The sequence below is a fragment of the Streptomyces sp. BBFR2 genome, from assembly GCF_044497305.1.
Classification (GTDB): Bacteria; Actinomycetota; Actinomycetes; order Streptomycetales; family Streptomycetaceae; genus Streptomyces.
This window is the reverse complement of record NZ_CP172415.1, coordinates 4,632,176-4,657,148: the sequence shown is the minus strand read 5'-3', so window position 1 is coordinate 4,657,148 and position 24,973 is coordinate 4,632,176. Positions and strand designations below refer to the sequence as shown.

The following is a 24,973-nucleotide window of genomic DNA, read 5'->3' as shown; positions in this document are numbered from 1 at the left end:
AGATCCAATCCATCTAGCCGGACAAGATTGACTTGATGACATAATTATTGCATCATGGAGTCATGCTGTACGCAACTCCCTCCCTGAACGCCGACGACCAGCGGGCCCTCGAAGAGATCGAGAGCATGCGCCGCTCCCTGCGGCACATGCTCCGGGCCACCCCACGCTGGACCCGCCAGCTGCGCCGCAACCTCACCGCCCGTGCGATCGCCGGGTCGAACACCATCGAGGGATACGCGGCGACGGTCGACGACGTAGAAGCCCTCATGTCCGGTGAGGAACCCCTGGAGACCGGGGAGAAGACGCGTGCCGAGCTGGAGGGCTACCAGCGCGGTATGACCTACATCCAGGCCCTCGCCGACGCCGGAGACGACTTCCGGTACGACGCCGGCCTGCTCAACGGCCTGCACTTCATGCTCCAGGGCCACCACCTCGACAAACGCCCCGGCCGCTGGCGCGACGGACCCGTCTACGTCACCAGCCCCGACGACCCCCTCGTCCCCGCTTACACCGCACCGGACCAAGCGGACGTTCCCGCTCTGATGGCAGAGTTCATCGACTGGCTCAACGAGGGCGACCTCGGCGCACCCGTCCACGTCCGCGCCTCCATGGCCCATCTCAACCTCGTCAAGATCCACCCATGGAAGGACGGCAACGGGCGCATGTCCCGCGCCCTGTCCACCCTGGTCTTCTCCCGCGAGGCTCTGGTGCCGCCCGAGTTCTCCTCCATTGAGGAATGGCTCGGCCGGGGGCAGAACACGTACGCCTACTACCAGATCCTGGAAGACGTGGGCGGCCCGCACTGGAGCCCCGAGCGGGACACCCGGCCCTGGATCCGGTTCTGCCTGACCGCCCACCATCGCCAGGCCCAGCAGGCCCAGCGCCGCTTCGACGTCATGTCGCGAGCCTGGACCCGCCTGGTCGAAGGCGTCGAAGCGGCCGGCCTGGACGAACGGGTCGTCTACGCCCTGCTGCCCGCGTTCTCGGACGCGAAGGTACGCCGCACCGTCTACCAGCAGGACGCCGACCTCAGCGACCAGCAAGCCATCCGCGACATCCGGGAGCTCGTCGCCCGCGGTTGGCTCGTCCCTCACGGCAAGGCCCGCGCCCGCTACTACGCCCCCGGGCCCCTCATGGACCCGGTCCGGGACGAGGTCCGCCAGTCCATGGAGCCGTACAAAGATCCCTACCGGCGGGAGCACTGACCCACCCCACCACCATCGGCGCTTACGCCGCCAAGCCGGCCGAGATGTCCTGCATCTCGTCGAGCCGCTGCCGCAGACCTTGTTCTTGGCCGCTGATGCACTGCGCGTAAGCGGCAAACAGCATGGCCACGCTGGTGCCGGCCCATTCGGCCACTTGCGCAGGTGGGATGCCGTTGTTCAGCCATGTCGTCAGTTGGGTGTGCCGCAGGTCGTAAACACGTCGTCCCGTCGGTGATGCGTAAACATGCGGGGGCAAGATCTCGCTGCGAGCGTGGCCCCATGTGCGGCGGTAGACGGAGCCCGCAAGGACTCCGCCACGCTCCCCGGAGAAGAGACGATCGCCGGGGCGCAAGCGTGACTCCTGAATGTGCGCCCGCAATATGCGAATGAGGCCGGGTGGGCACGGAACTATGCGCGTTTCCCCCTCGGCTCTGCCTTTGAGATGCCGCTGATCATGCCGGGTTCCGCTATCGGTCCACGTACGCCCGATCTCAGGCTCGGCAGCGTGCACCACGATCTCGGCCCACTGACTCTCCCCCGGGCCCGGCGCGACGACGTCTGAGACGCGCAGTGCAACAGCCTCTTCCGGCCGCAGCCCCGTGGAATACAGCGTGGCGAAGAACGCATGCAGCCTCCGCCCACCTCGCGGCCGATCCCTTATCCAGTCGAGCAACTCCGCCATCTGCTCCGCATTGAGCAGATGGCGACGATCAATCGCACCACCGGTCCGCGGCACCTGCCCTCGCCCCTTGGGCAGCGGATCGGACACCAGAATCCCGCGGGAAATCGCGTACCTCATCACCAAATTCAGAATCCGCCGATGCCGCTTCACGGATGAGGCCGCCGCCCTTCTGCCGTCCAACAGCGTCCCCAGTACCAGCAACACGTCCTGCACCACGAGCGGATCGGTCCAGGTGTCCATGGCCGGAGTGTGCCGTCGCACCCAACCGAGTACCGCAGCGACATCCTCCGGCGCACCATCACGGCGACCGGTGTTGAACGCCCAATTATCCAGCGACGTACGCACCCGGCAAGAGGGGACACCGGGTGGATCTCGGTCCATCAACGCGGTCGTGACGATCATCAGCGTGCGAGCGGTGTTCCTCCGGTGGTTCGCCGAAACCCGCGGCCACTGGGCATCCGCGAACTCGATAGCGAAGTCGTACCACCCAACCAAGGATGCTCTCGGCTCATGCCGCTCCGGCAGGCCCGTCGACACATTGAACGGCTCGCCGACGTGCGTCGCAGTCACCAGCTCCGCGCGGAAACCATCGGCCAACGCAAACGTCTGGAATGACTTACGGTGGCGTTTCCCCGCGACGGACCAACGCACCCCGTACGACTCGCGCTGGTGTCCGGAGCCTCTCTCGATCTGCCACACCCTGACGTCGAATGTGGTGTCCATCGTCCACACCTCGATCCAGCCCTGCCTTCGGTGCCGACCTCGCGGAGACCCACGCATCGGGGGCTACTGCGGGCTCTACCTCCATGATCCCACCGACAGGAGGTGCCCGATGGGGCCCTTCCTCGCTGACACCTCACATGGCCCCTCAAGCGGTCGCGGCCCTGGCGGCCCGCCAATGCAGACGCGGCTCGCGAACCCCTCGCGCCCCGCCCCAACCAGACGGCTCGGCCGAGCAAGGTCGTCCCCCAAGCGTCCCCCGAAAAGCCTGACGATATGCCACAGACTGCCAAAAGCGCAGGTCAGAAGGATAGGAACGGGAGTGGACTGGGTGCCTTCTAAGCACTTGGCCGCAGGTTCGAGTCCTGCCGGGGGCGCTCGGCGTCAGACCCTCCTTCGGGAGGGTCTTTTTGCTGGCCAGGGGGGGCAGACCGCGAGGTCCGCGCGAAGGCTTCGGCAAGGCCGGGGGGCGAGTAGGCCCGGCGTCGGCGCAGGCGCGGGCGCCGAGGCGGGACGGGAAGAGCCGCGGCGGCGCGGCGGCCGCCGGAGCCGCGGCGGCGGTTCCGGGTGGCTGATTCAGCGCGTCCGGGCGGGGTAGGGGGTTGGTCGGCGACCGCGAGGAAAGTGCAGGTCGCGCTATACCAACCCGCATCGGTGTGCGCTACATCCATATGGGGGTGTGGGCACTTTCAAGCCAGTGACACTCTGTGCCTGGGACCGCACATACGGTTGATCATGTTCCGCCCCGTCGGGCCGGCGCCCCGTGGGCGCACTCCCTGATCACGCGTCCGGAAGCCCCGCCATCGTCGTCGGCGGCGTCCGCCGGTCCCGCCCCGTGAATCACGGCTCCACCCACGAAGAGTGGGGACACAGAGGGAGTTCAGGGATGTCTGAGCGGATCGACCCGCGCCGCGGAACACTCCGCAGCCCGGATGCGGGCCCCGAAGCACCGGCGTACGACGGCACCGGGAGGCTTGAGGGACACTGCCGCACGGCAGGCACCGCGCAGTTGGCCGAAGCCGGACCGGAGGCCGGTGTCCTGCCCGGCGACCGTGGCGGGGCACTCGCCGCGCCTCCCCTCAGCCCTCTCGCCGCCCGGCAGCGGGAGCGGGTGACTCGGGCCCTGGCGGACGCCGGTCAACTGCCGCCCTCCGCCGCCCCGGCGGTCTCCGTGGACGTACTCGATCCGGACCATCCGGACGCGGTGCGCTGCCTGGGCTCCTACGTCTCCGAGATGAACGGACTCCTCGACGGGGGCTTCGACCCCGCGAACAGCCTGCTGCTCGACCCTGAAGCCCTGCGTGCACCACGCGGGCTGTTCCTCGTCGTCCGGCTGCACGGCACGCCGGTGGGGTGCGCCGGCCTCAAACTCCCGGCCGGAGCGCCCGCGGAGATCAAACGGCTGTGGATCAGCCCCCGCGCCAGAGGGCTCGGCCTCGCGCGGCGCCTCCTTGCCGAGCTGGAGGGACACGCCGCCCGGCGCGGCAGGGACCTGATACGACTCGAAACCAACAACGCGCTGAAGGGTGCCATCCGTCTCTACCGGAGCAGCGGCTACGTCGAGATTCCCGCCTTCAACGACGAGCCCTACGCGCACCTCTGGTTCGCAAAGCCGCTCTCTCCCCGGGGCACGGAAGAGAGGAAGGGCTACACCTTCCGGCCGCACGACGACCGGCCGGGGTCGCCTCAGTCCCCGGCTCCCGTGCCGGCTCCCTGCCCATCGGGCCCGCCGCCCTCCGTCGCCCGAGCCAGATCGGCGCCCTCCGCCCCCGGCCGCTGCAGGAACTCGGCGAAGTCCCCTACCCCGTAGGCCGGGCCCACCACCGGCTTCGCCGGGCTCGGCGAAGCCGCGACAAGCGCCGGAGAAGGGCCCGTACGAAGCGGTCCGGGAGAACCGCGAGCGGCCGGTGGCCCGGACCCGCGACCCCCCGGGCCCCGGCCCTCCGCGGAGGGGTCTCCGACGGGAAGCACCTCCGCCCGTTCCGGGCGCGCGGTACGCCCCTCCCGCCCCATCGCCCCGCCGCCCCACACGAAGTGACGCCCGATGAGATCATGACCCCTTGCGCCGGACCCGGCGGGCCGGGGCGGGCGGGGTGAGGCGGCGCCTTGTGCGGGCGGACGCAGGCGACGGAGGGGGACCAGTGAGCGACGCGTGGATACGGGTACCCGTGGGCGCCGAGGCGGGGCGGTGGGACACCCGGGGGTCGGTGCGGCGGGTGCTGCTCGTGGTGCACAACGTGACCTCCGCGACCCGGCTGCTCGACGTCCTGCCGCTGCTCCGCGACTGGCGCGTCCAACTGCTGGCCACCTGCACCGGCTCCTCCCCCTTCCAGGCCGGCGTACCGGAGCTGCTGGCCGAGGTCGGGGTCCCCGTACTCCCCTGGACACAGGCACTGCGGACGCGGGTGGACCTCGCCGTCTCCGCCAGCTTCGGCGGCCAACTCCATGAAATTTGCGGAAAGTTGGCCGTTTTGTCACACGGTGTCGGATATAATAAAACACTGGCGACGCCGGACGCCGGACGCCGGACGCCGGACGCCGGACGCCGGACGCCGGACGCCGGACGCCGGACGCCGGACGCCGGACGCCGGACGCCGGACGCCGGACGCCGGACGCCGGACGCCGGACGCCGGACGCCGGACGCCGGACGCCGGACGCCGGACGCCGGACGCCGGACGCCGGACGCCGGACGCCGGACGCCGGACGCCGGACGCCGGACGCCGGACGCCGGACGCCGGACGCCGGACCCGGTGTTCGGAATGTCGGACGCGTGGCTGCTCGTCGACGGGAAGCCGGTCGCGGACGCCATGGTGCTCTCGCATCCGGAACAGCTCACGCGGCTGCGGGCCGCGTGTCCGGACGCGGCGCACACCGCCGTCCTCGCCGGCGATCCCTGCTTCGACCGGATGCTGGACGCCCGTCCCTACCGCGACCGCTACCGCCGGGCCCTCGGTCTGCGCGACGGGCAACGGCTCGTCGTCCTCAACTCCACCTGGAATCCGGCCTCGCTCTTCGGCGACGGCGGCGATGATCTGCTGCCCTCGCTCCTCCCCCGCCTGACCGGCGAACTCCCCGCCGACGACTACCGCCTCGCCGCCGTCCTCCACCCCAACATCTGGCACGGCCACGGCCCCGGCCAGGTGCGGGCCTGGCTGGAGCGGGCGTGCCGCGGCGGTCTGGCACTCCTCGACCCGCTGACCGACTGGCGCCAGGCGCTCCTCGCGGCCGACCTCGTCCTCGGCGACCACGGCTCGGTCACCTACTACGCCGCCGCGCTCGGCACCCCCGTCCTCCTCGGCGCCGCCCCGCTCGACGGCCTCGACCCCGCCTCACCCGTCGCCGACTTCGTCCGCACCGCACCCCGCCTCGACCCGCTCCGGCCGCTGCGCCCGCAGTTCGAAACCGCGATCGCCACCCACCGCCCGCACCCGGGGCCCGCCGCCCTCACCACCTCCGCCCCCGGTAAGTCGGCCGCCCTCCTGCGCACCCTCTTCCACGACCTCCTCGGCCTGACCGAACCCGACGCCCCCGCCCTCCTCGACCCCCTGCCGCTGCCCGCGTACGACCCGCCGCACCACACCACCGTGCTCCGCGTCCTGACCCGGCTCCTCGGCCCGTACGAGGTGGCGCTGCGCCGCTACGCGGAGCCGTCGTACGAACCGGAGGAGGCGGAGGGGGACACGGAGGGGCGGGGCGACGTCCCCGTCCAGGCGCACACGGCGGCGCACGAGGACACCGCGGACCGGGCGGCGGTGGCCGCGGCGGATGTGATCTTCCGCCACGGTCCGGACGGCGATCCCCGGCTGGGCCCGCCCGCGGCATGGTGCGCCGAGGTGCTGGCCCGCCACCCGCACTCCGCCCTCGCCTGCTACGTCAGCGCCCCCGGCACCTGCACCGTCCGCACCCGTACCGGCGTCACCCTCACCCTCACCGCCGACGCCGCGGCCACCGACCCCGCCGCCCACGCCTCGGCGCTGTTCGCCTGCCTGTCCGCCGGCGCCACACCGCGGAGCCTGATCGCGAACGGCCTGACGGTACGGACGGCACGGGCCCGCCACCGGGTGACGGTCGCCCCGGCCGGCCCTGCGGCGGACGGCGCCCTCGGGTGAGCGCCGCTAAGGCCCCGCCGGACCGGAGAACGGCGGGGCCGCCCCGATAGACGACGGCAGCCAGGACCGCGACCGGTCCGTAACCCTCGGGTGACCACGGCGGGGGGACGGCCCGCCCGGAGAACGGCGCGGCCGCCCCGGCACACGACGGCAACCGGTGCCGCGGCCGCTCCGGGGGCCGGGTGCCCGCAGCCCCGGACCGCCCCCGCTACCGCTCCCCGTCCCCCTCGACGGTCTCGCGCAGCTCCCGCAGGCGGATCAGGTGGTACCCCGCGCCGCCGTCGCCGAGCAGCCCGGCGGCCTCCTCGAAGCGGGCCCGCGCTTCCTCCGGCCGCCCGGCCTCGCCGCACACCTCCCCGAGGTCGGTGAGGGCACGGGCGGCGTTGTAGTCGTCCGCGGTACGGAAGAACTCCAGGGCCTGCTCCAGCCACCGCGTGGCCTCGTCGTAACGGCCCAGACCGCGCAGCGCCCGGCCCCGGTGGCGCTCCAGCAGGGCGCGGGCGCGCGGGACGTCACCACGGCCCTCGCCGCCCTCCGGGACGGTGACGAGGACGGCGTCGGCCTCCTCGAACAGTTCCAGCGCCTCGGCGTACCGCCACTGCCGCAGCCGCAGCAGGCCCAGGGTCTCCACCGCGGTGGCCTGCCCGAGACGGTGCCCGGCCGACGATGCGGCCCGGGCCGCGTCCCGCAGCTCCTCCTCGGCCTCGGCGAAGTGGCCGGCGCCCTGCTCCGTCAGGGCCAGGGCGAGTTGGGTGTGCATCCGGGCCCGCACCCCGGCCGGTCCGCCGGACACCTCGGGCCCCGGAGCGCCGTCGGCCCCGGGGGCCAGGGCGCGGGCCGCGCGGACGCCCGCCCGCAGCGCCGGCAGGACCTCCTCGTGGCGCCCGGCCTTGAGCTGCACCGCCCACAGCGCCTCGCACAACTGCCAGACGCTGTCGTGATCCCCGTACGCCTCCGCCGCCGACACCGCCGCCACCAGCGTGGGCAGCTCGCAGTCCAGGACGCCCAGCGCCGCCCGGGGACCGTCGTACGGGCCCGGCGGCAGCAGACCGTAGAGCGGGCCGAGATGCCAGCGCTCCGGCAGGGCGGCACGGTCGGCGGGAACCGCCAGACGCAGGGCCCAGGTCACCGTACGGGCGACGGCCGCGGCACACCCGGCGGGCCGGTCCTCCTGGGCGGCGAGCGCCTCCGCGTGCTGCCGGACGAGGGGGCGGTGGTGGTAGCGCACCCCGTCCCGGGTCTCCAGCAGGCCGCGCTCGGCCAGCGTCCCCAGGAGACGTTCCGCCTCCGTCTCGGTGATCTCCGCGGTGGCCGCCGCCTGCGCGGGGCCGATGGCCGGCCAGGGGTGCAGCGCCAGCAGCCGGTGGAGCCGGGCGGCGTCCGCGGGGAGCGCCCGGTAGGCGCCGTCGACGGCGGCGCGCACCGGATCGAGGTCGCCCGCGGCGGGCAGCCCGAGGGGCGGCGCCCCACCGTCCGGGCCGGGCTCCCGCGCCAGATCCAGGGAGGCGGCGGCGGTCCGCAGGGCGTGCGGGTAGCCGCCGCACCGGTCGAGGATGTCCTGGAGCACGGCCGCCTCGTCGCCGCGCCACCGCAGTCCGGTGAGATCGCCGAGGAGGGAGCGCGCGTCCTTGGCGTCGAGCGGCCCGACCGGTACGGGCACGGCGTCGAGCCCGGCGAGCGGACGGCGCGCGACGACGACGGTGAAGACGCCGGGCGCGCCCGTCAGCAGCGGCCCGACCTGCGCGGCGGAGCGGGCGTGATCGAGGACGACGAGCAGCCGGCGGTCCGCGACGAGGGTGCGGAAGAGATCGATACGGTCCTCGGCGGCGGGCGGTACGTCCTTGTCGTCCACGCCCAGGGCGCGCAGGAAACGGCGGAGCGCGGCGGGGGCGTCGAGACCGCCGCCGGCCCGCAGGTCGAGGTAGAGCTGACCGTCCGGGAAGCGGTGGGCGTTCCGGCTGCCCCAGTGGATGGGCACGGCGCTGGTGCCGATGCCGGCGGGCCCGTACACGACGGCGACGCGGGGCAGACCGTCCGCCTTGCGCCCGGCCTCCTTGTCGAGCTGTTTGAGGGGCAGGCGGCGGTCGGTGAAGAAACGCACGGTGGCGGGGAGCCGGCGCGGGACCTCCGTCGGCCGGACGCGGACGGGCGCGGTGCGGAAGAGGACGCCGAGGGCGCGGGCGTACTCGGGATCGTCGGCGGCGGCGCCGGCCAGTGCCGCCGCCAGTTCGTCGCGCTCACCTGCCCCGACCGGCGCGGGGACCTCGCGTCCCGTGATCCGGCGGGCGAGCGCGCCGAGCGATTCCCAGCCACGTTTGCCCGCTTCTGTCGCCATGGACGCCGCCATGGTGGACAGCAGGGCCGAAACCGCCCCCATCGACGTGGGATCCAGCATGCCGTCACTCCCCCCGTACGTCGCCCCGCATCCCTGCCGGGCGGCCGTGCCGATCCGTATCTCCGCCTGCGCTCCACGGTAGTGGCGAACCTCCGCGCGCCGCGTCCTCCCGCACATCCTGCCGCGAGCGGCGCCCACCCGGAACACGCTTCGGCCGAGACCTCACCCCAGGTGTCACACGGTCCACTCCGGGCACAACTGACGCCCCGTCCATTCCCGTACTCTCTCCGCGTTCTGACGCCATTTCGCCTTACCGAACGACGGGTTGACCGCGTCCGCCTCGCCGAGAAATGTTTATCTTTGGCTTGTTTGCATATGACTCTGGTCACGTGAGGTCCGTAACCAGATTGCGAATGATCATTACCGGGCAGACCGTGTGGGCCCGGACTGTCTGGTTCCGGCCTACCCCCTGACCGGGGCGCCGGATGCTACCGGCGCACCGGACTGTCTGCCCCTCGGAGATGAAGCATGGACAACAACCTCGTCATCGACGCGGCCGTCCCCGGCCGGTCCGGGTTCGACGAGAAGCAGGTCCCCCTCTACTACACGCGCAAGACCTCCGACATCCTGCACAAATACGGCCCCGGGCCACGTGTGCACTTCCATATGGGGATATTTGCCGAAGGTGACCACCCCAACACCACGGTCGCGCAGCGCGTCCTCCGGCGGCGCATCGTCGAATCGCAGGAAGCCGTGCTCGACCACGCCGCCGGACTCTGGGACGTACCGCGCAACCCGCCCGGTCACCTCCTCGACATCGGCTGCGGCGTCGGCGGCGGCTCGATCTACTGGGCGCAGACGTACGGCGCCCAGGTCACCGGAATCACCGTCACCGGCGAACACATACCGGTCATCGCCGACTTCGCACGGCAGGCCGAAGTCGGCGACCGGATCACGCCAGTGCTCGGCGACGTCCACGACCTGACCGACGAGAACCGCTACGACGGCGCCGTGGCCATCGAAAGCTCCGGCTACATGGACCGCGAGCGGCTGTTCGCCGTCGTGGCCAAGGCCCTCAATCCGGGCGGCTGGTTCGGCATCCAGGAGCACTTCCTGTGCCGCCCGGAGTGGACCGAGTTCATCGACGGCTACTACAAGACCCGCCTGGGCACCCTGACCGAGTACATCACCGCCGCCCACGCGGCCGGTCTGGAGCTGGAGCAGGACGAGGACATCACCGACCGCGTCGCGGAGTTCTGGATGCAGTCGATGGCCTGGAGCACCGCGGAGGTGGAGACGATGGACCGTACGGGCGTGCCCTCCCCCATCGCCCGCGACCGGCTGCTGGAGTCGGAGCGCACCCACGGCAAGCTGTTCCGCATCTGGCGTGACCACGCGGTCGAGACCCGGCTGCTGCTCTTCCGCCTGGGAGGCAACTGATCATGAGCGTCGCCCCCGACACCCGTACCGCCCCCGACGGGGACCGCTCCCGGCCCTCCCCCATCGGCTGGCAACTCCCGCCGTTCTACTGCCCGATCGCGACCCTCGGCGACATCCACCCGCACTACGCCGAGCTGGAACGGCGCGCCCTGGAATGGATCGACGGCCACGGTCTCTACCCCGACCCCACGGAACGCGCGTGGGGGCTGGCCACCGACAGCGCGCGGTTCAGCAGCCTGCTCATCCCGCGTGGTGAGCCGGAGTACCTGTTCATGTTCATGCTGTGGAACTACTGGGCCTACACGGTCGACGACTGGCTCGACTCCGGCAGCAACGCCACCGCCTCCGGCAAGGCCGTCGACGCCGGCATCCGGATGGTCCGCGCCCTGGAGTACCCGGGCTCGTCGATGGCGCCCCCCGGCCCGGTGACCGACGCGCTGCACGATCTGGTGGAACGGACCAGGGCGCTCCTCAGCCCCTGGCAACTGCGCCGGTTCATCGACGGCACCCGGGACTGGCTGTTCGCCTCCGCCTGGCAGACCAGCAACACCGAGCGCCGTGCCATGCCGTGCCTCAACGACTTCGCCGGTATGACCGTCTCGCTCAACGGCACCCGCTTCTCCCTCACCTGGAGCGAGGCGGCCAACGGCGTCGACCTGCCGCCCGATGTGCTCTGCTCTCCGGCGGTCCAGGCCGCGACCGACGCCGCGGGCTTCATCGTCAGCAGCGACAACGACCTGTTCTCCTACGCCAAGGAGGACCACCTGAAGTTCCCCGAGCAGAACCTCGTCAACGTCATCGCGCACGAGCGGGGCCGCACCCCGGCCGAGGCGCTGGCCGAAGCGGTCGGGCTGCGCGACCGGGCGATGACCCTCTTCCTCCGGCTGCGCGACCAACTCGCCGCAGGCGGCGACCCGATGATGCTCCGCTACCTGGAACTGCTCGGCGACTACATCGCCGGATGCATCGTCTGGCAGAACGCGGCCCCGCGCTTCGCCAGCCCCCGCAACCGCAATCCGCTGCCGGTACCGGGCGCGTCGTTCCACGTCACCTACCGGGACACGCCCAGCGATCCTTCGACGGACGCACCGCGGGTTCCGGCGATCGCCTGGTGGTGGGAGCAACTGACGTCCCCCGGCGCTCCCTGAGCGTGGTGTCCCGCCCCCACCGGGACGCCCCCGCCAACGACGGAACGGCGGCACCTGCGTACCGCCGTTCCGGATCAACGCCCGGCCCGCCACACGCTCCGTACGCCGCGGGCCCGGGATCTTCCGCTCAGTGACCGCTGAACCAGCGGCGCCACCAGCCGCGCTTCGCCGGCACCGCCGACGATGCCGCATGGGCCGTGACCGGCGGCCGCGGACCCGCGGCCTCGGGCAGCGGCTCCGAACGGCGCGGCGCGGGCAGCTCGGTACCGGCGGTCTGCACCGGCAGACTCGGCTTGGGCGTGAACTTCACCGGCAGCTCGACCATATGACGTGACATCAGCGACGACCGGTACGGGATGTCGTGCTCGGCGACCGCGAGCTGAAGGTCGGGCAGCCGGGCCAGCAGCGTGTCGATACCGGTGTCGGCGATCGCGCGGCCCACGTCCTGACCGGGGCATTCGTGCGGACCGCCGCTGAACGCGAGGTGCGAGCGGTTGCCGTGCACCGGCTCGGTGAGATCGGGCCTGATCTCCGGGTCGACGTTGCCCGCCGCCAGCCCCAGGAGCAGCATGTCGCCCTCCTTGATCCGCTGACCGCCCAGCTCCGTGTCGCCGGTGGCCCACCGTCCGAGGATGGTGGTGAACGGCGGCTCGTCCCACAGGACCTGCTCCAGCGCGTCCGGCAGCGTCATGTGACCGCCGGAGAGGCTGGCGCGGAACCGCCGGTCGGTGAGCACCATCCGCACCGTGTTGGCGATGAGGTTGGAGGTCGTCTCGAAGGCGGCGATCAGGACGACGCGGAGGTGCTGCGCCGCCTCGTCGTCGGTGAGGGCGGAACGGTGCTCCAGCAGCCAGGTGGTGAAGTCGTGGCCGGGGTTGGCACGCTTGCGCTCCACGAGCTGCGTCAGCGTCTGCATGACGAACTCGTTGCTGGCCACCGCGGTCTCGGTGCCCTTGAGCATGTCGCGGGCGGCCTCGACGAGCCGGGGCCCGTACGACTCCGGCATGCCCAGAAGCTGCGTCATCACCAGCATCGGCAGGTGCTCGGCGAACCGGCTCACCAGATCGGCCTGACCGGCGCCGGAGAACTCGTCGATGAGCTGGTTGGCGAAGCGGGTGACGTAGCGGCGGATACCGCGCCGGTCGAAGCGGTTGATGGAGTCGGTGACCGCGGCCCGCAGCCGCTCGTGGTCGGCGCCGTCGACGAGGTTGCACACCGGCTGCCAGGCGGCGAGCGGTGCCAGCGGGTGCTCCGGGCCGACACGGCCCTCCCGCATGTCCCGCCAGCGGCGCGAGTCACGCGAGAAGCGGGACGGGGTCCGCGCCACGTCCAGGTTCTCGCGGTGCCCCAGCACCAGCCACGCCGGGAGATCGCCTTGCAGCAGCACCGGCGCGACCTGACCGTGCTCGGCGCGCAGCTTCTCGTACAGCCCCATCGGGTCGGCCTCGGCCTCCGGGCCGTACAGCCGGCGCAGCCCGTCCGGGCCGAGGCCGTGGGCCGGGCAGCCCGGGGGCGGGGTGGGGGAAGTGCTCACAGTGGCTCCTTGGCTCCTCGCCGGCTCACGCCACGGCGAGGGAATGCAGATACCGCATCAACGTCATCAGGACGTCGCGGCTTGACGGGCGCAGCCGGGCGTCGCAGTCGACTATCGGCACATCGGCCGGCAGGTCGAGGGCGGCGCGGACCTCCTCGACCGGGTGCGTCGGCGCGTCCGGGAAGGAGTTGATGGCGACGACGAAGGGGACGCCGCGCTCCTCCAGCCGCCCGATGACGTCGAAGCTGACCTCCAGCCGGCGGGTGTCGATCAGCACGACGGCGCCCAGGGCCCCGTCGAACAGGCCGTTCCACAGGAACCAGAAGCGCTGCTGACCGGGGGTGCCGAAGAGATAGAGGACGAGTTCGTCGTTGAGACTGATCCGGCCGAAGTCCATCGCGACGGTGGTGGAGGTCTTGCGTTCCACCCCGATGGTGTCGTCGACGCCGACACCGGCCTGGGTCATCGTCTCCTCGGTCGTCAGCGGGCGGATCTCGCTGACGGAACCGACGAGCGTGGTCTTGCCGACACCGAACCCGCCGACGATGACGACCTTGACCGCCGACGCCGCGGTATCCGGCAGTACGTCCTCGGTCCGTGGGCCCTCGGCAGGGTGCTCGACAAGCGTCTCAGAGCTTTTGAAGTCCATGGATCACCGCCTCAATAAGGGCACGGTCGGGAAGTTGAGCGGGGGGTACGGGTGCCCGGGCGACGACGCGGCCGTCCGCCAGCAGGTCACCGAGGAGAACGGTGAGCACGCTGACCGGCAGACGCATGTAGGCGGAGAGCTCCGCGACGGACAGCGGGGAGTGGCACAGCCGCATGATCGTGGCGTGCTCGGGCTGCAGGCCGGGTTTGGGGGCGTTCTTGGACACGATCAGCGTGACCAGGTCGAGGGAGGCCGACTTTCCGGAGGATCCGCTGCGCCCGCCGGTGATCACATAAAGCCTCTCCGGGTTCTCGTCCTCCCAGCCCTCGTCCGCATCGCTCACTCCGGAGCCCCTCTTCCCCCTCGGCGAGGACGCCGCATGTCCGCAACATGTTCGACGACCTCGCTCATACGACCTGTCCGTTGTGGCGCGGCGGGCTGCTCAGGTGCTCGCCGATACGGGCCACGAGGTCCCGCATCCGCGCACCGATCAAGCCGGCGTCCACGTCCTCATCGGCCAGCACCGCGAGGTACGCTCCGGCACCCGCTGCCATCAGGTAGAAGAACCCGCCGTCCAGTTCGATCACGACCATACGCATCCGGCCGTCACTGCGGGGGAACTCCGCGGAAACCGCACCGGCGAGGCTCTGCAGCCCGGCGCAGGCGGCGGCCAGCCGGTCCGCGGTGTCGGTGTCGGTGCCGTGCTGAGCCATCCGCAGGCCGTCCGACGACAGCACGATGACGTGACGGGTCTGCGGCACGCTCTCCGCGAGATCCTTGAGCATCCAGTCCATGTTGGGCCGGTGCTGAATCATGGCTACTCACTCTTTTCCGACGACTCGTCACTCTCACGGGCTGCACCGGCCTCGCCGGAGGGACCGGCGGGCGCGGGTGTCTGGCTCTCGCCGGACAGGCCACTCTGGAATGCCGCCAGCCACATACCGGGCTGCACGGGTGGTGCGGTGTCCGGGGCGGGGGTGGGGGCGGGAACCGCAACGGGGGCCGGCGCCGGGGTGGGGGCGGGGGCCGCCGGAGGCGTCATGGGGGCGGTCGCCCGGGCCTTGCGCCGCCGCTGCGGAAGTCCGGTGGCGGTCCGCTCCGTCACCACGGGGATGTCGTCCGCGATGTCGCCGGGGTGGCCGCCGTTGACCGGTGCGGAGTAGCCGCCGCCGTTGACCGGTGCGGGGACCGGCGCCGCCACGGGCGCGGGGGCCGGTGCGGGCGCGGGCGCGGGGCGGACGGTCCGGGCGGGGTTCTCCGTACGGGCGGTCAGCGGGCCCGAGGAGGCGCCGATGCCGTGGGCCCGGCCGGTGGCGGGGGCGGTGGTGATCAGGTCCTGCGGGACGATCAGCACGGCGCGGACGCCACCGTAGGCGGAGGTGCGCAGCGACACCTGGAAGTTGTAGACCTGCGCGAGACGGCCGACGACGGCGAGGCCGAGGCGCGGGGTCTCGCCGAGGTCGTTGACGTCGATGCCCTTCTGGGCCTGTTCCAGCATCCGCTCGGCGCGCTTGCGCGCCTCCTCGCTCATGCTGACGCCGCCGTCCTCGATCTCCACGGCGATACCGGACTGCACCTCGACGGCGGTCAGGTGCACCCGGGTCTGCGGCGGGGAGTAGCGGGTGGCGTTGTCCAGCAGCTCGGCGAGCGCGTGGATGAGCGGCTCGACGGCGGGGCCGACGACGGCGACCTCGGAGACCGAGTGCAGTTCGACGCGCTGGTAGTCGAGGATGCGGGACATGGCGCCGCGCAGCACGCTGTAGAGCGGGACGGCGCGGCTCCACTGGCGGCCGGGGCGGGCGCCACCGAGGACGGCGATGGAGTCGGCGAGGCGTCCGATGAGGGCGGTGCCGTGGTCGAGCTGGAGCAGGTCGCCGAAGACCTCGGGGACGTGGCCGTGGCGGTCCTCCATCTCGCGGAGTTCCTGGGCCTGTTGGTGGACGATCGCCTGGACGCGCCGGGCGATGTTCACGAACGCGCGCTGGGCGGCGTCACGGAGGTCCTCCTCCGCGACGACGGCTTCCATCACGGACCGCAGAACGGCCTGGTGGGCGCCGTGGAACTCGGGGGTGAGCTGCGCCTCCTCGGCGTGCTTGCCGAGCCGCTCCACCATGGCGTTGAAGACGTCTTCGGGGAACTCGCCCTCGCTGAGCCGGTTGACCATCTCGGGCAGCAGGTCCTTGGCCAGGCGGATGGTCTCCGACTCCTGGCGCGACAGGGACGTGCGGTACTCGCGCTCACGCTGCCGCAGTCCGCTGATCACCGCTGCGCGGCGGGCCAGTTCGGCCGTGACCAGTGCGACCGCCACGGTGGCGATGACCCCGACCCAGGCGACCGGTGTGGTCGCCGGGGAGGGGACCGTCACCGCGGCGATGACTCCGGCCACGGCAGTCACGGCGGCGGGCACGACCCATGCGAGAACCGAGACGGGACGTGACCCCCCGGGTGACGATCCTTCTCGAACCATCTGCACCCTCAAAACCCTCAAACATTGAAAGATCGGGACGACTTGCCGGGCCCGCGGCACAACGGACAGCGCTGTCACGGGCGTTACCGTGCAACGCTTCCAGGGGGGCGGCGGACCGGAAGTAGCATAACCGGGTTTGATCGCAGGCTGACGCCAGGTCACTACGCCCCGAACAAGCGGAAATCGAACCTCCCCTTCATATTCGACACTCCGTCAGTTCCCTTACGAATACGGGGTGAGTCGTGTCATCGGACGCGCTTTCGGCGGTCCGGCAGGGATGGTCCGGCAGTGCGATCTTCCGGAGGTCCGTCACCGCGCGCCTGGTCCGGCGGCACATGCCCCTGGTGTGTTCAACGGAGCGTGGCGGGCGTCGACCGTCCGCCGGGTACGGGGTGCCAGGAACTCTCCGACCTGGTGTCCGCCGCGGTGCCGCAGAGTGGCGTAGGACCGTCTGCGCCGTTCGTGGCGGACGGCCGCGGGACAGGGGGCGTCCCGAGCGGCGAAGAGTTCACCCGTGAGGAGGTAGGCGCCCTTTGGCGCCCCGGGGACATACGTCGCATCCGGGGCATCGGCGCCCTCCCGGGGCGGGCTCCTGGGCACCGCGCCCGGGGCGGGCGGCGTTCCGTTACAGGCGTACGGTCCGGCGGGGCGGCTCCTTGGCGTCGGAGAGGAGGCCGCGGAGGGCGGCGAACTCGTCGACGCACTTCGCGGTGCCGTTGACGACGCAGTCCAGCGGCTGGTCGGCGACGGTCACCGGCACTCCGAGCTCCTGGCGGAGCCGCTGGTCGAGGCCGCGCAGCAGGGCGCCGCCGCCGGTCAGGGCGATACCGCGGTCGACGATGTCACCGGACAGCTCCGGCGGGCACTCGTCCAGGGTGCGGTGGATCGCGCGGACGATCGCGTCGACCGGCTCGGCCAGCGCCTCGCGGATCTCCTCCTCGGTGACCTCCTGGACGCGCGGCAGCCCGCCGACGTGGTCACGGCCGCGGACGGTGTACGTGGTGGGGCGCTCCGGGACACCGTCCTCGTCCTTGGGGACCGGGCTCCAGACCGCCGAACCGATCGCGATCTTGATGTCCTCGGCGGTGCGCTCCCCGATGGCCAGCGCGTGCTTCTTCTTGACGTACGTCATGATCGCGGCGTCCAGGGCGTCCCCGGCGACGCGGACGGACTGGGCGGTGACCAGGCCGCCGAGGGAGATGACGGCGACCTCGGTGGTGCCGCCGCCGATGTCGACGACCATGCAGCCGACCGGTTCGGCGACCGGCAGTCCGGCGCCGATCGCGGCGGCCATGGGCTCCTCGATGAGGTGCACCTCGCGGGCGCCCGCGCCGCGCGCGGAGTCGATGACGGCGCGCCGCTCGACGCCGGTGATCCCGGAGGGGACGCAGATGACCACGCGCGGCCGGGAGAAGCGGCGGGTGGGCAGCGCCTTCTTCATCAGGGCGCGCAGCATCTGTTCGGCGGCGTGGAAGTCGGCGATGACGCCTTCGCGCAGCGGGCGCAGCGCGGTGATGCCGGACGGGGTGCGGCCGATGGTGCGCTTGGCCTCGGTGCCGACGGCGATGACGTCCCCCGCGGCGTTGACGGCGACGACGGACGGTTCGTTGAGTACGACCCCCTTGCCGCGCGCGTGGACCAGGGTGTTGGCGGTGCCGAGGTCGATGCCTATGTCGTACGTACCGGACGAGGTGCTGGGCGCCATGGGAGGTTCGTTCGCTCTTTCTCAACTGGATGACAGGACCCGGCGGGGCGGGGTCCTCGGACATCGCGGCCCAGACGGCACCAAGGGATCACCTATGGCGTCAATTGCGGGCATTTATCAAGACTACTGGGGGCGTGGATTGGTTCCTGCGGTGGGGAAAACGGGCGGACCACCGGGCGGGTTCCGGACGGGGCGTGGCCCGGGGAGGGCCGGTTTCCGCGCCGTGCCCGGGGAGGACCGGTTTCCGTGGGCTCCCCCGGGTGGGCCGGTTCCGTGGGCGCGGCCGGTGCCTCGGCCCGGGGAGCCGCCCCGGGGGCGCCGGTCAGCGGCTGCTGCTGCCGAGTCTGCCGCGGGCGGCGCGGTTGCGGCCGCCGGGGCCGCGGGAGAGGGCGTGGGCGAGGTCGTCGAGGGCGTCGAGGAGGAGGTCGGCGCCGCGCAGGGCGACGCCCTGGCTCTCGTCCTCCGCGTCCCAGCGTTCCCACACGGCGCGCAGTTCGCTCCAGTCCAGTTCCTCGCGGTCCAGGACCGCCTGGGTGGCACGCTCCAGGGACTCGCGCAGTTCGTAGGCGAACGCGGTGGCGCCGACGGACGGTTCGGCGTCCTTCTTGGGGAGGTGGGCCTCCAGGATCATCGCGACCCGGCCCATGGTGGCGAGCGCCGTGGTCGCCGCGGCGGCGGAGGTGCGGGACAGCCCCCGGTGGCGTACCGGTTCCTTCTCGGCGCGGGCCTCGCTCTCCTCCCAGGCGGCGCGGGCGGCGCGGGAGTCCAGCAGGGCGTCGCGGACCTGGCGGGGGCGGCGTTCGGCGGGGCGGGCGTGGAGTTCGAAGACGGCGAGGGCGTAGCGGCCGTTGGCGTCCAGCCAGTCGGCGAGGCGGTTGCGGAGCCGGGGCGTCTCCCAGGTGGGGAAGAGGGCGTAGGCGGCCATGGCGAGGAGTCCGCCGACGAGGGTGAGGACGACGCGTTCCAGGACGGTCTGTTCCCAGCCGGCGCCCGCGATGCCGAGGAGGAAGACGACGTACGCCGCGACGCACGCCGAGGTGACCGAGACGCCGGTGCGCATGAGCAGGTACATCAGCAGGACGCAGGCCAGGGCGAGGGCGGCGGCGACGTAGGCGCCGGGGTGGAAGAGCGCCATCAGGGCACCGCCGACGGTGACGCCCACGAGGGTGCCGCAGAACCGGGCGACGCCGCGGGCGTAGGTCTGGGCGAAGTCGGGGCGCATCACCATGACGGAGGCGAGCGGCGCCCAGTAGCCGTGGCCGAAGGGGAGTGCGGTGCCCAGGAGGTAGCCGACCGCGGCGACCGCGCTGACCCGTACGGCGTGCCGCAGGATGCGGGAGGACCAGCGCAGTTCGCGCTGGAGGGAGTGGAGTGCGACCGGGATCAGCCGGGGCACGCTGGGGCGCAGCAGGTGGCCGCGTTCCTCCTCGGTGGTGGGGCGGGTGGACTCGACGGGCTCGTCGGTGGATTCGACGGCGTCGGCGAGGAGGGCGATCAGGCGGTACGCGGAGCGGCGGGCGGCGCCCTTGAGCACGGGCCCGGAGTCGGGGACCTCCAGGGTGGCCATCGCCTCCGGGGGCAGCCGTACGGGACGGTCGTGGCGGATGGCGTGGGCGACGGCGTCCAGGGCGGTGGCGGCGGCGCCCAGCAGGTCGCGGGTGCGGTCGCGTTCGGGGCCTTCCAGGGGCGCGCCGACGACCGGGTCGGCGAGGGAGGCGAGGACCGGCCGGATCTGTTCGGCGATGCCGCGGGGCCCGTGGAGCTGGACCGGGCGCCGCTTGGCCTGGCGCGGGGTGACGGCGGAGGCGAGCCGGGCGTCCATGAGGGGCTGCGGGTCGAACGGGGCGACGGGGTCGTGGCGCAGCCGCCGGGCGTAGTCGGCCTCGGCGGCGAGCGCGTCGGCGAGGGCGTCGCGCTGGACGCCCCAGGGGCGCACCGGGAAGACGATGATCAGCGTGGCCTGGATGAGGCCGCCGAAGGCGATCAGGGCGGCGTGTTCGAGGGCGCCGAGCACGGAGGTCGGCAGGGTGACGGTGACCAGCATGATCGCGATGGTCTGGGTGCCGACGAGACCGGAGACCGGCCCGATCGCCCAGGCCAGCCCGGCGAGGAAGGTCCAGCCCGCGAGCAGCGGGAGGAAGGCGAGGAGGTGGGCGGCGGCGAGGTAGCCGAGGAAGGTGGAGAGGGCGCAGCCGCCGGCGACGGCGAGCGCGAGGACGGGGCGCGGGCGCCAACTGCGCTGGAAGGTGATGATGCCCGCGGCGAAGGCGCCGAAGGCGGAGGAGACGGCGAGGGTGGGCGTGCCGCGCCACAGGCAGAGCCCGATGACGAGGGCGACACCGGCGGTGCCGCGCACCGCGATGACCGGGGTGAGTTTGGCCCGCTCGATGGTCAGCCCGGAGCGGGCGGTCTGCTTCAGCGCGCGCGACCAGGTCATGCCGAGAGAATACGGGCCGAAATGCCGCGATTCGGGGCGGCGGGGACCGGCGTCTCGCGTGGCGTCGGGGGCGGTCCGGGAGGGCGCGGAGAGGGGCGGCGGAGGCCCGGCCCGAGGCGTGCGGGGGGGGCCGGGCCCGGTTCCTGGTCCCAGGTCCCAGGTCCCGGGCGGGGCGCGGTGCGGGGCCGGGGTGCGGTGCCGGGCCGGGCCGGGCCGCGGTGCGGGGCCAGGACCGGACCGGGGTGCGGGGCCGGGAACCGGGCCGCGGTGCGGGGCCAGGAACCGGGCCGGGGTGCGGGGCCCGGGTGCGCATGGGGTCGGCCCGCCCGAGGCCGCGCGGGCCGCGCCGGCCCGGTGCGCGTGCCGGGAGGCGCCGCACGCGGGCCCGCGCACCCGGCGCGTACGTACCCGTGACGCGCCCCGTGGGCGAAGCGTCCCGGGAGCGGCGCCGGGCCGGGTCGGGCCGACCGCCGTGCCCGAACGGCCGGTCCGTGCCCGGAGCCTCCGCACCTGGCGGGCGCCCCGGCGCGTGGATGGTCGCCACGCGCCCCCGGGCCGGGCCGGGCGGAGCACCACGACGGATCGGCGACGTCCCTGGTCGGGTCCGCCGCCGGGTCAGCCGTCCCGCCCCGGGCCGTCGTTCAGGACACCACGTCCTTACGGGCGAAGCCGCGGAACGCCAGGGCGACGAGGAGCAGTGCGTAGGCGACGGAGACGGACGCGCCCTGGAGCATGCCGGACCACTCCATCCCGGGCTGGAGGGCGTCGGCCCAGGCGAACTGCCAGTGGGCGGGCAGCGCGTCGCGCCAGCCGCCGAGGGCGGTGACCTGGTCGAGGACGTTGCCGATGATGGTCAGGCCGACGGCGCCGCCGACCGCGCCCAGGGGCGCGTCGGTGACCGTCGACAGCCAGAACGCCAGCGCCGCCGTGACCAGTTGACTGACGAAGAGGTACGCCACCACGACCGCCAACCGCCCCACCGCCGTATCCGCCGGCAGCGCGCCGCCGGTGGGCAGGGTGAGCGGCCCCCAGCCGTACGCGGCGGTGCCCACCCCCAGGGCGACCAGGGGCAGCAGCACCATCGCGGCGGCGCTGAAGAGCAGGCCCACGGTGAGCTTGCTCAGCAGCAGCCGGGCGCGCGGCACCGGCGCGGCGAGCAGATAGCGCAGCGACGACCAGCTCGCCTCGGACGCCACCGTGTCGCCGCAGAACAGCGCCACCGGCACGACCAGCAGGAAGCCCGCCGAGACGAACAGCACGGTGGCGGTGAAGTTGCCGCCGGACGCCGTCGCGGTCTCCATCAGGGTGATCCGGCCGTTCGCCCGCCGCCCCGGGGCGCCGCCGACGGCGAAGGCCACGGCCAGGACGAACGGCAGCAGCGCCAGCCCGGCGCCGATCACCAGCGTCCGGCGGCGCCGCAGTTGCCGCAGCGCCTCGACGCGCAGCGGCAGGGTGCGGTGGGCGCGGTACCCGGGGGCGGCGGCCGGCGCGGGGTGTCCGGTGGCCGGTCCGGGCGGGGTGACGGCAGTCAACGGTCGCCTCCGATCAGGGTGAGGAACGCGTCCTCCAGGCGGCGGTGCGGGCCCACCCGGTGCACCGGCAGGTCCAGCCGCAGGAGTCCACCGAGCAGGCCCGGAGTGTCCGCGGGGTCGTCGAGGCGGACCAGCAGCCCGTCGTCGGCGCGGACCGCGGCGACGATACCGGGCAGCCCGCGGACCTTCTCCACCACCGCGTCGGTGAGCGCCCCGGGATCCGCGACGCCGACGAGGACGGTGTCCTGGTCACCGGTGATCTCCGCGACCGGCCCGGACCTGACCAGGCGTCCGCGGTCCATGACGACCAGATGCGTACAGCTCTGCTCGACCTCGGACAGCAGATGGCTGGAGACGATGACGGTGCGTCCGGCGGCCGCGTAACGGATCATCACCTCGCGCATCTCGCGGATCTGGGGCGGGTCGAGACCGTTGGTCGGCTCGTCGAGGATCAGCAGGTCGGGCAGGCCCAGCATGGCCTGGGCGAGGGCCAGGCGCTGGCGCATGCCCTGGGAGTAGGTGCGCACCGCGCGGTCCAGGGCGGTGCCGAGCCCGGCGATCTCCAGGGCCTCCTCGGCGTGCGCGTCGGCGGCGGGCCGCCCGGTGGCGCGCCAGTACAGGTCGAGGTTGGCGCGGCCCGTCAGGTGCGGCAGGAAACCGGCGCCCTCGACGAACGCGCCGACCCGGGACAGCACCGGCGCGCCGGGCCGGATCGCGTGCCCGAAGACCCGGATCCCGCCCTCGTCCGGCCGGATCAGGCCCATCAGCATCCGCAGGGTGGTGGTCTTGCCGGCGCCGTTGGGTCCGAGCAGTCCGAGGACCTGCCCGGTCTCGACGCGGAACGACAGGTCCCGCACCGCGTACCGGTCGCTCGCCCCGGCGTACCTCTTGCTCAGCCCCTCGATCACCAGCGGGACGTCCGCCAGTGCCGGGTCGGGGGCCGGGGCGGTGGTGCGGCGGCGGGCGGTGAGCAGCAGGGCGGCGGCGAGGACGGCGGCGGCCGACGGCAGCAGCCACGTCCAGGCGGGCAGCGGGGCGGCGGCCGCGCGGACCCGCCCGTCGGTGGGGACGCTCAGGGCGCCGCCGCCGGCCAGTGCCACGGTGTAGGAGGCGGGCTTCGCGGGCGAGGCGTAGCCGAGGTCGGTGGCGGCCAGGACCAGGCGGAGCCGGTGCCCGGCGGCGAAGTCGTGGTCGACGGCGGGCAGCCGCAGATCGACGCGGACACCGCGGTCGGCGCCGGAGAGGCGGTACGGCGTGACGAGTTGGGCGGGCAGCACCTGCTTGGTGCCGTCCGGGGCGACGTCGTAGAGCTTGGCGAAGAGCACCGCGTCGCGGGAGGTGGACCGTACGGTCACGGCGGCGCGCGGGGCGCCGGTGAGGTGGACGGGTGCGGTGAGCGGCGCCGTCTCGAAGCGGGCGTGCTGGCCGGGGAAGTCGACCGCGAGGCCGCCGGTGCCCAGGGAGGAGAGGGCGCCGAGGGCGCCGGTGCCGGGGACGGCGGAGATCGCGGGCGGGCTCGCGCCGGGCGGGTTGGTGAAGTGCTGTTCGGGGCCGGTGAGGCGGAGGCGGCGCGGGTCGTGGCCGAGTCCGGGGTAGGCCGGGCCGCTCGCGCCGCGCAGTTGCAGGGCGCCGTTGGTGGAGTCCACGCCTCCGCCGCGGCTCACCCGGAACGCGGGCCCGGTACCGGCGCCCTTGTCGTCCTTGAGATAGCGGTCGAACCAGGCGCGGGTGCGGTCGGTGAGCCGTCCCCGCTCGCGGTCGCCGCCGTCGTGACCGCCGGCGATCCAGTCGACGGAGACGGGGGCGCCGTTGCGGCGCAGCGCCCGCGCCATCGCGTCGGACTGGTCGAGGGTGAAGAGTGAGTCGGTCTGCCCCTGCATGATCAGGGTCGGCGCCGTGACGCGGTCGCCGACGGCGGACGGGCTGCGCTTCTCCAGCAGGGCGCGGGCCGCCGCGTCCGGTTTCCCGGCGACCGCGACCCGTTCGTACATCGCGCACAACTCGGCGGCGAACCGGCCGCAGCCGCCGGACGAGGCGGGGGCGCGCCCCGGCGCGGTGGCGGGGGTGCCCGCCGAGCCGGTGGTGAAGAAGATGCCGGCCCACAGCTTCTTGAACACGCCGTGGGGGAAGAGCGCGTCGGCGAGGTTCCAGTAGGTGATCTGCGGGGCGAGGGCGTCGATCCGCGGGTCGTGCCCGGCGGCGAGCAGCGCGACGGCGCCGCCGTACGACGCCCCGGCGATGCCGACGCGCGGGTCACCGGCCTTGTCGAGCCGCACCTCGGGACGTTTCGCCAGCCAGTCGACGAGGCGGCCGACGTCGGCGACCTCGCGCTCCGGGTCGTTGAGTCCGATGCGTCCGGTGGAGGCGCCGAAACCCCGCGCCGACCAGGTGAGGACCGCGTAGCCGTCCCGGGCCAGCCGCTCCGCCTCCGGCCGGACCTCCTTCTTGCTGCCGCCGAAACCGTGCGCGAGCAGCACGGCGGGGCGGCGCGCGGCGGAACTCCCCGCCGTGAAGTAGGAGGTGTCGATCCGTACGGTCTTCGTGCCGCCGGGCTTCTCCGGCATCGTCAGCACCCGGTCCTCGCGGTGCACGGCCGGTGCGGCGCCGGAGGACGCTGCCGTCCACACGCCGCCGCCCATGAGCAGGGCCAGAGCGCCGACGGCCGCGTACAGCCGCCGCCCGCGCAGTCGCAGATCCATACGGGGATCCTAGGGAGTGGGCCGTAAAGGGGGCATCGGGAGCGGGAGAGGGAGCGGGAGAGGACGCGAAACGGGGACGCGGGCCCGGGCCGGGGCGGGGCGGGGCAGCGACGGGCCGTCAGGCGGTGCCGGGAGGCGCGGGATTGCCCGGTCCGGGCGGAAGCGGGCTCTGCCGGGCGGAAGCGGGCTGTGCCGGGCGGTTGGAACGGCCGGCTCCGGTACGGCCCGGGTGCGGCGGCGGGGTCAGCGCGGCGCGGCGGTCGGGTCGGCACGCGGCCGGTACGGCGCGGCCGGGTGCGTCGGTGGCGGCG

General features: G+C 73.2%; 16 protein-coding genes. 5 read left to right on the top strand and 11 right to left on the bottom strand.

The annotated features are described in order from the left end of the window. Positions 1-62: 62 nt before the first annotated feature. Positions 63-1,205 carry a Fic family protein gene (locus ACGH2B_RS18930; protein ID WP_399090850.1) on the top strand — a complete coding sequence of 381 codons (1,143 nt, stop codon included), beginning with the start codon at positions 63-65 and terminating at the stop codon, positions 1,203-1,205. Positions 1,206-1,227: 22 nt separating this feature from the next. Here ACGH2B_RS18930 and ACGH2B_RS18925 read toward each other — a convergent pair whose 3' ends face one another. Further along, positions 1,228-2,610: a tyrosine-type recombinase/integrase gene (locus ACGH2B_RS18925; RefSeq protein WP_399090847.1), complete on the bottom strand. Its 1,383-nt coding sequence runs from the start codon at positions 2,608-2,610 to the stop codon at positions 1,228-1,230. 883 nt (positions 2,611-3,493) lie between these two features. Here ACGH2B_RS18925 and ACGH2B_RS18920 point away from each other — a divergent pair. Continuing rightward, positions 3,494-4,417, top strand: a complete 924-nt coding sequence (locus ACGH2B_RS18920) for a GNAT family N-acetyltransferase (RefSeq protein ID WP_399090844.1) — start codon at positions 3,494-3,496, stop codon at positions 4,415-4,417. Positions 4,418-4,748: 331 nt separating this feature from the next. Continuing rightward, positions 4,749-6,716 (top strand): hypothetical protein, encoded by a 1,968-nt coding sequence (locus ACGH2B_RS18915; RefSeq protein ID WP_399090841.1) that lies wholly within the window; start codon positions 4,749-4,751, stop codon positions 6,714-6,716. A gap of 208 nt (positions 6,717-6,924) precedes the next feature. Here ACGH2B_RS18915 and ACGH2B_RS18910 read toward each other — a convergent pair whose 3' ends face one another. Then, positions 6,925-9,111, bottom strand: coding sequence for a tetratricopeptide repeat protein (locus ACGH2B_RS18910; protein WP_399090838.1), 2,187 nt, complete (start codon positions 9,109-9,111; stop codon positions 6,925-6,927). 468 nt (positions 9,112-9,579) lie between these two features. Here ACGH2B_RS18910 and ACGH2B_RS18905 point away from each other — a divergent pair, with 468 nt between their 5' ends. Further along, positions 9,580-10,491: an SAM-dependent methyltransferase gene (locus ACGH2B_RS18905; protein WP_399090835.1), complete on the top strand. Its 912-nt coding sequence runs from the start codon at positions 9,580-9,582 to the stop codon at positions 10,489-10,491. 2 nt (positions 10,492-10,493) lie between these two features. Further along, complete coding sequence (locus tag ACGH2B_RS18900) at positions 10,494-11,639, top strand: terpene synthase family protein (protein WP_399090832.1); 1,146 nt, start codon at positions 10,494-10,496, stop codon at positions 11,637-11,639. Between the two features lie 127 nt (positions 11,640-11,766). On the opposite strand, the gene ACGH2B_RS18895 is transcribed toward ACGH2B_RS18900, so the two are convergent. From ACGH2B_RS18895 to ACGH2B_RS18855, 9 genes are all read right to left on the bottom strand, one after another. Continuing rightward, positions 11,767-13,173 (bottom strand): cytochrome P450, encoded by a 1,407-nt coding sequence (locus tag ACGH2B_RS18895; RefSeq protein WP_399090829.1) that lies wholly within the window; start codon positions 13,171-13,173, stop codon positions 11,767-11,769. Positions 13,174-13,198: 25 nt separating this feature from the next. Then, positions 13,199-13,822, bottom strand: coding sequence for a GTP-binding protein (locus ACGH2B_RS18890; RefSeq protein WP_399090826.1), 624 nt, complete (start codon positions 13,820-13,822; stop codon positions 13,199-13,201). Then, the gene (locus tag ACGH2B_RS18885; RefSeq protein WP_399090823.1) at positions 13,803-14,165 is read right to left on the bottom strand and encodes a DUF742 domain-containing protein; all 363 of its coding nucleotides are present in this window, start codon (positions 14,163-14,165) and stop codon (positions 13,803-13,805) included. The genes ACGH2B_RS18890 and ACGH2B_RS18885 overlap by 20 nt, the downstream gene beginning before the upstream one ends. A 64-nt stretch (positions 14,166-14,229) precedes the next feature. Further along, positions 14,230-14,637, bottom strand: coding sequence for a roadblock/LC7 domain-containing protein (locus ACGH2B_RS18880; RefSeq protein ID WP_399090820.1), 408 nt, complete (start codon positions 14,635-14,637; stop codon positions 14,230-14,232). Positions 14,638-14,639: 2 nt separating this feature from the next. Further along, a complete protein-coding gene (locus ACGH2B_RS18875; RefSeq protein ID WP_399097113.1) occupies positions 14,640-16,289 on the bottom strand; it encodes a sensor histidine kinase in 1,650 nt (549 codons plus the stop codon). Positions 16,290-16,914: 625 nt separating this feature from the next. Next, entirely contained in the window at positions 16,915-17,994 is a 1,080-nt protein-coding gene (locus ACGH2B_RS18870; RefSeq protein WP_399090817.1) for a rod shape-determining protein, read from the bottom strand. Between the two features lie 322 nt (positions 17,995-18,316). Then, a complete protein-coding gene (locus ACGH2B_RS18865) occupies positions 18,317-20,431 on the bottom strand; it encodes an FUSC family protein (RefSeq protein WP_399090814.1) in 2,115 nt (704 codons plus the stop codon). A gap of 641 nt (positions 20,432-21,072) precedes the next feature. After that, positions 21,073-21,963, bottom strand: coding sequence for an ABC transporter permease (locus ACGH2B_RS18860; protein WP_399090811.1), 891 nt, complete (start codon positions 21,961-21,963; stop codon positions 21,073-21,075). Further along, on the bottom strand, positions 21,960-24,662 hold the full coding sequence (locus tag ACGH2B_RS18855) for an alpha/beta fold hydrolase (protein ID WP_399090808.1): 2,703 nt from the start codon (positions 24,660-24,662) through the stop codon (positions 21,960-21,962). Before ACGH2B_RS18855 ends, ACGH2B_RS18860 begins: the two co-directional genes overlap by 4 nt. Positions 24,663-24,973: the final 311 nt, after the last annotated feature.

Bases quoted from the DNA above. Each gene is read 5' to 3' on its own strand.
- ACGH2B_RS18880 (WP_399090820.1), bottom strand. From the start codon at position 14,637: ATGATTCAGCACCGGCCCAACATGGACTGGATGCTCAAGGATCTCGCG.
- ACGH2B_RS18890 (WP_399090826.1), bottom strand. From the start codon at position 13,822: ATGGACTTCAAAAGCTCTGAGACGCTTGTCGAGCACCCTGCCGAGGGC.
- ACGH2B_RS18920 (WP_399090844.1), top strand. From the start codon at position 3,494: ATGTCTGAGCGGATCGACCCGCGCCGCGGAACACTCCGCAGCCCGGAT.
- ACGH2B_RS18875 (WP_399097113.1), bottom strand. From the start codon at position 16,289: ATGGTTCGAGAAGGATCGTCACCCGGGGGGTCACGTCCCGTCTCGGTT.
- ACGH2B_RS18900 (WP_399090832.1), top strand. From the start codon at position 10,494: ATGAGCGTCGCCCCCGACACCCGTACCGCCCCCGACGGGGACCGCTCC.
- ACGH2B_RS18855 (WP_399090808.1), bottom strand. From the start codon at position 24,662: ATGGATCTGCGACTGCGCGGGCGGCGGCTGTACGCGGCCGTCGGCGCT.
- ACGH2B_RS18925 (WP_399090847.1), bottom strand. From the start codon at position 2,610: ATGGACACCACATTCGACGTCAGGGTGTGGCAGATCGAGAGAGGCTCC.
- ACGH2B_RS18870 (WP_399090817.1), bottom strand. From the start codon at position 17,994: ATGGCGCCCAGCACCTCGTCCGGTACGTACGACATAGGCATCGACCTC.
- ACGH2B_RS18910 (WP_399090838.1), bottom strand. From the start codon at position 9,111: ATGCTGGATCCCACGTCGATGGGGGCGGTTTCGGCCCTGCTGTCCACC.
- ACGH2B_RS18865 (WP_399090814.1), bottom strand. From the start codon at position 20,431: ATGACCTGGTCGCGCGCGCTGAAGCAGACCGCCCGCTCCGGGCTGACC.
- ACGH2B_RS18905 (WP_399090835.1), top strand. From the start codon at position 9,580: ATGGACAACAACCTCGTCATCGACGCGGCCGTCCCCGGCCGGTCCGGG.
- ACGH2B_RS18930 (WP_399090850.1), top strand. From the start codon at position 63: ATGCTGTACGCAACTCCCTCCCTGAACGCCGACGACCAGCGGGCCCTC.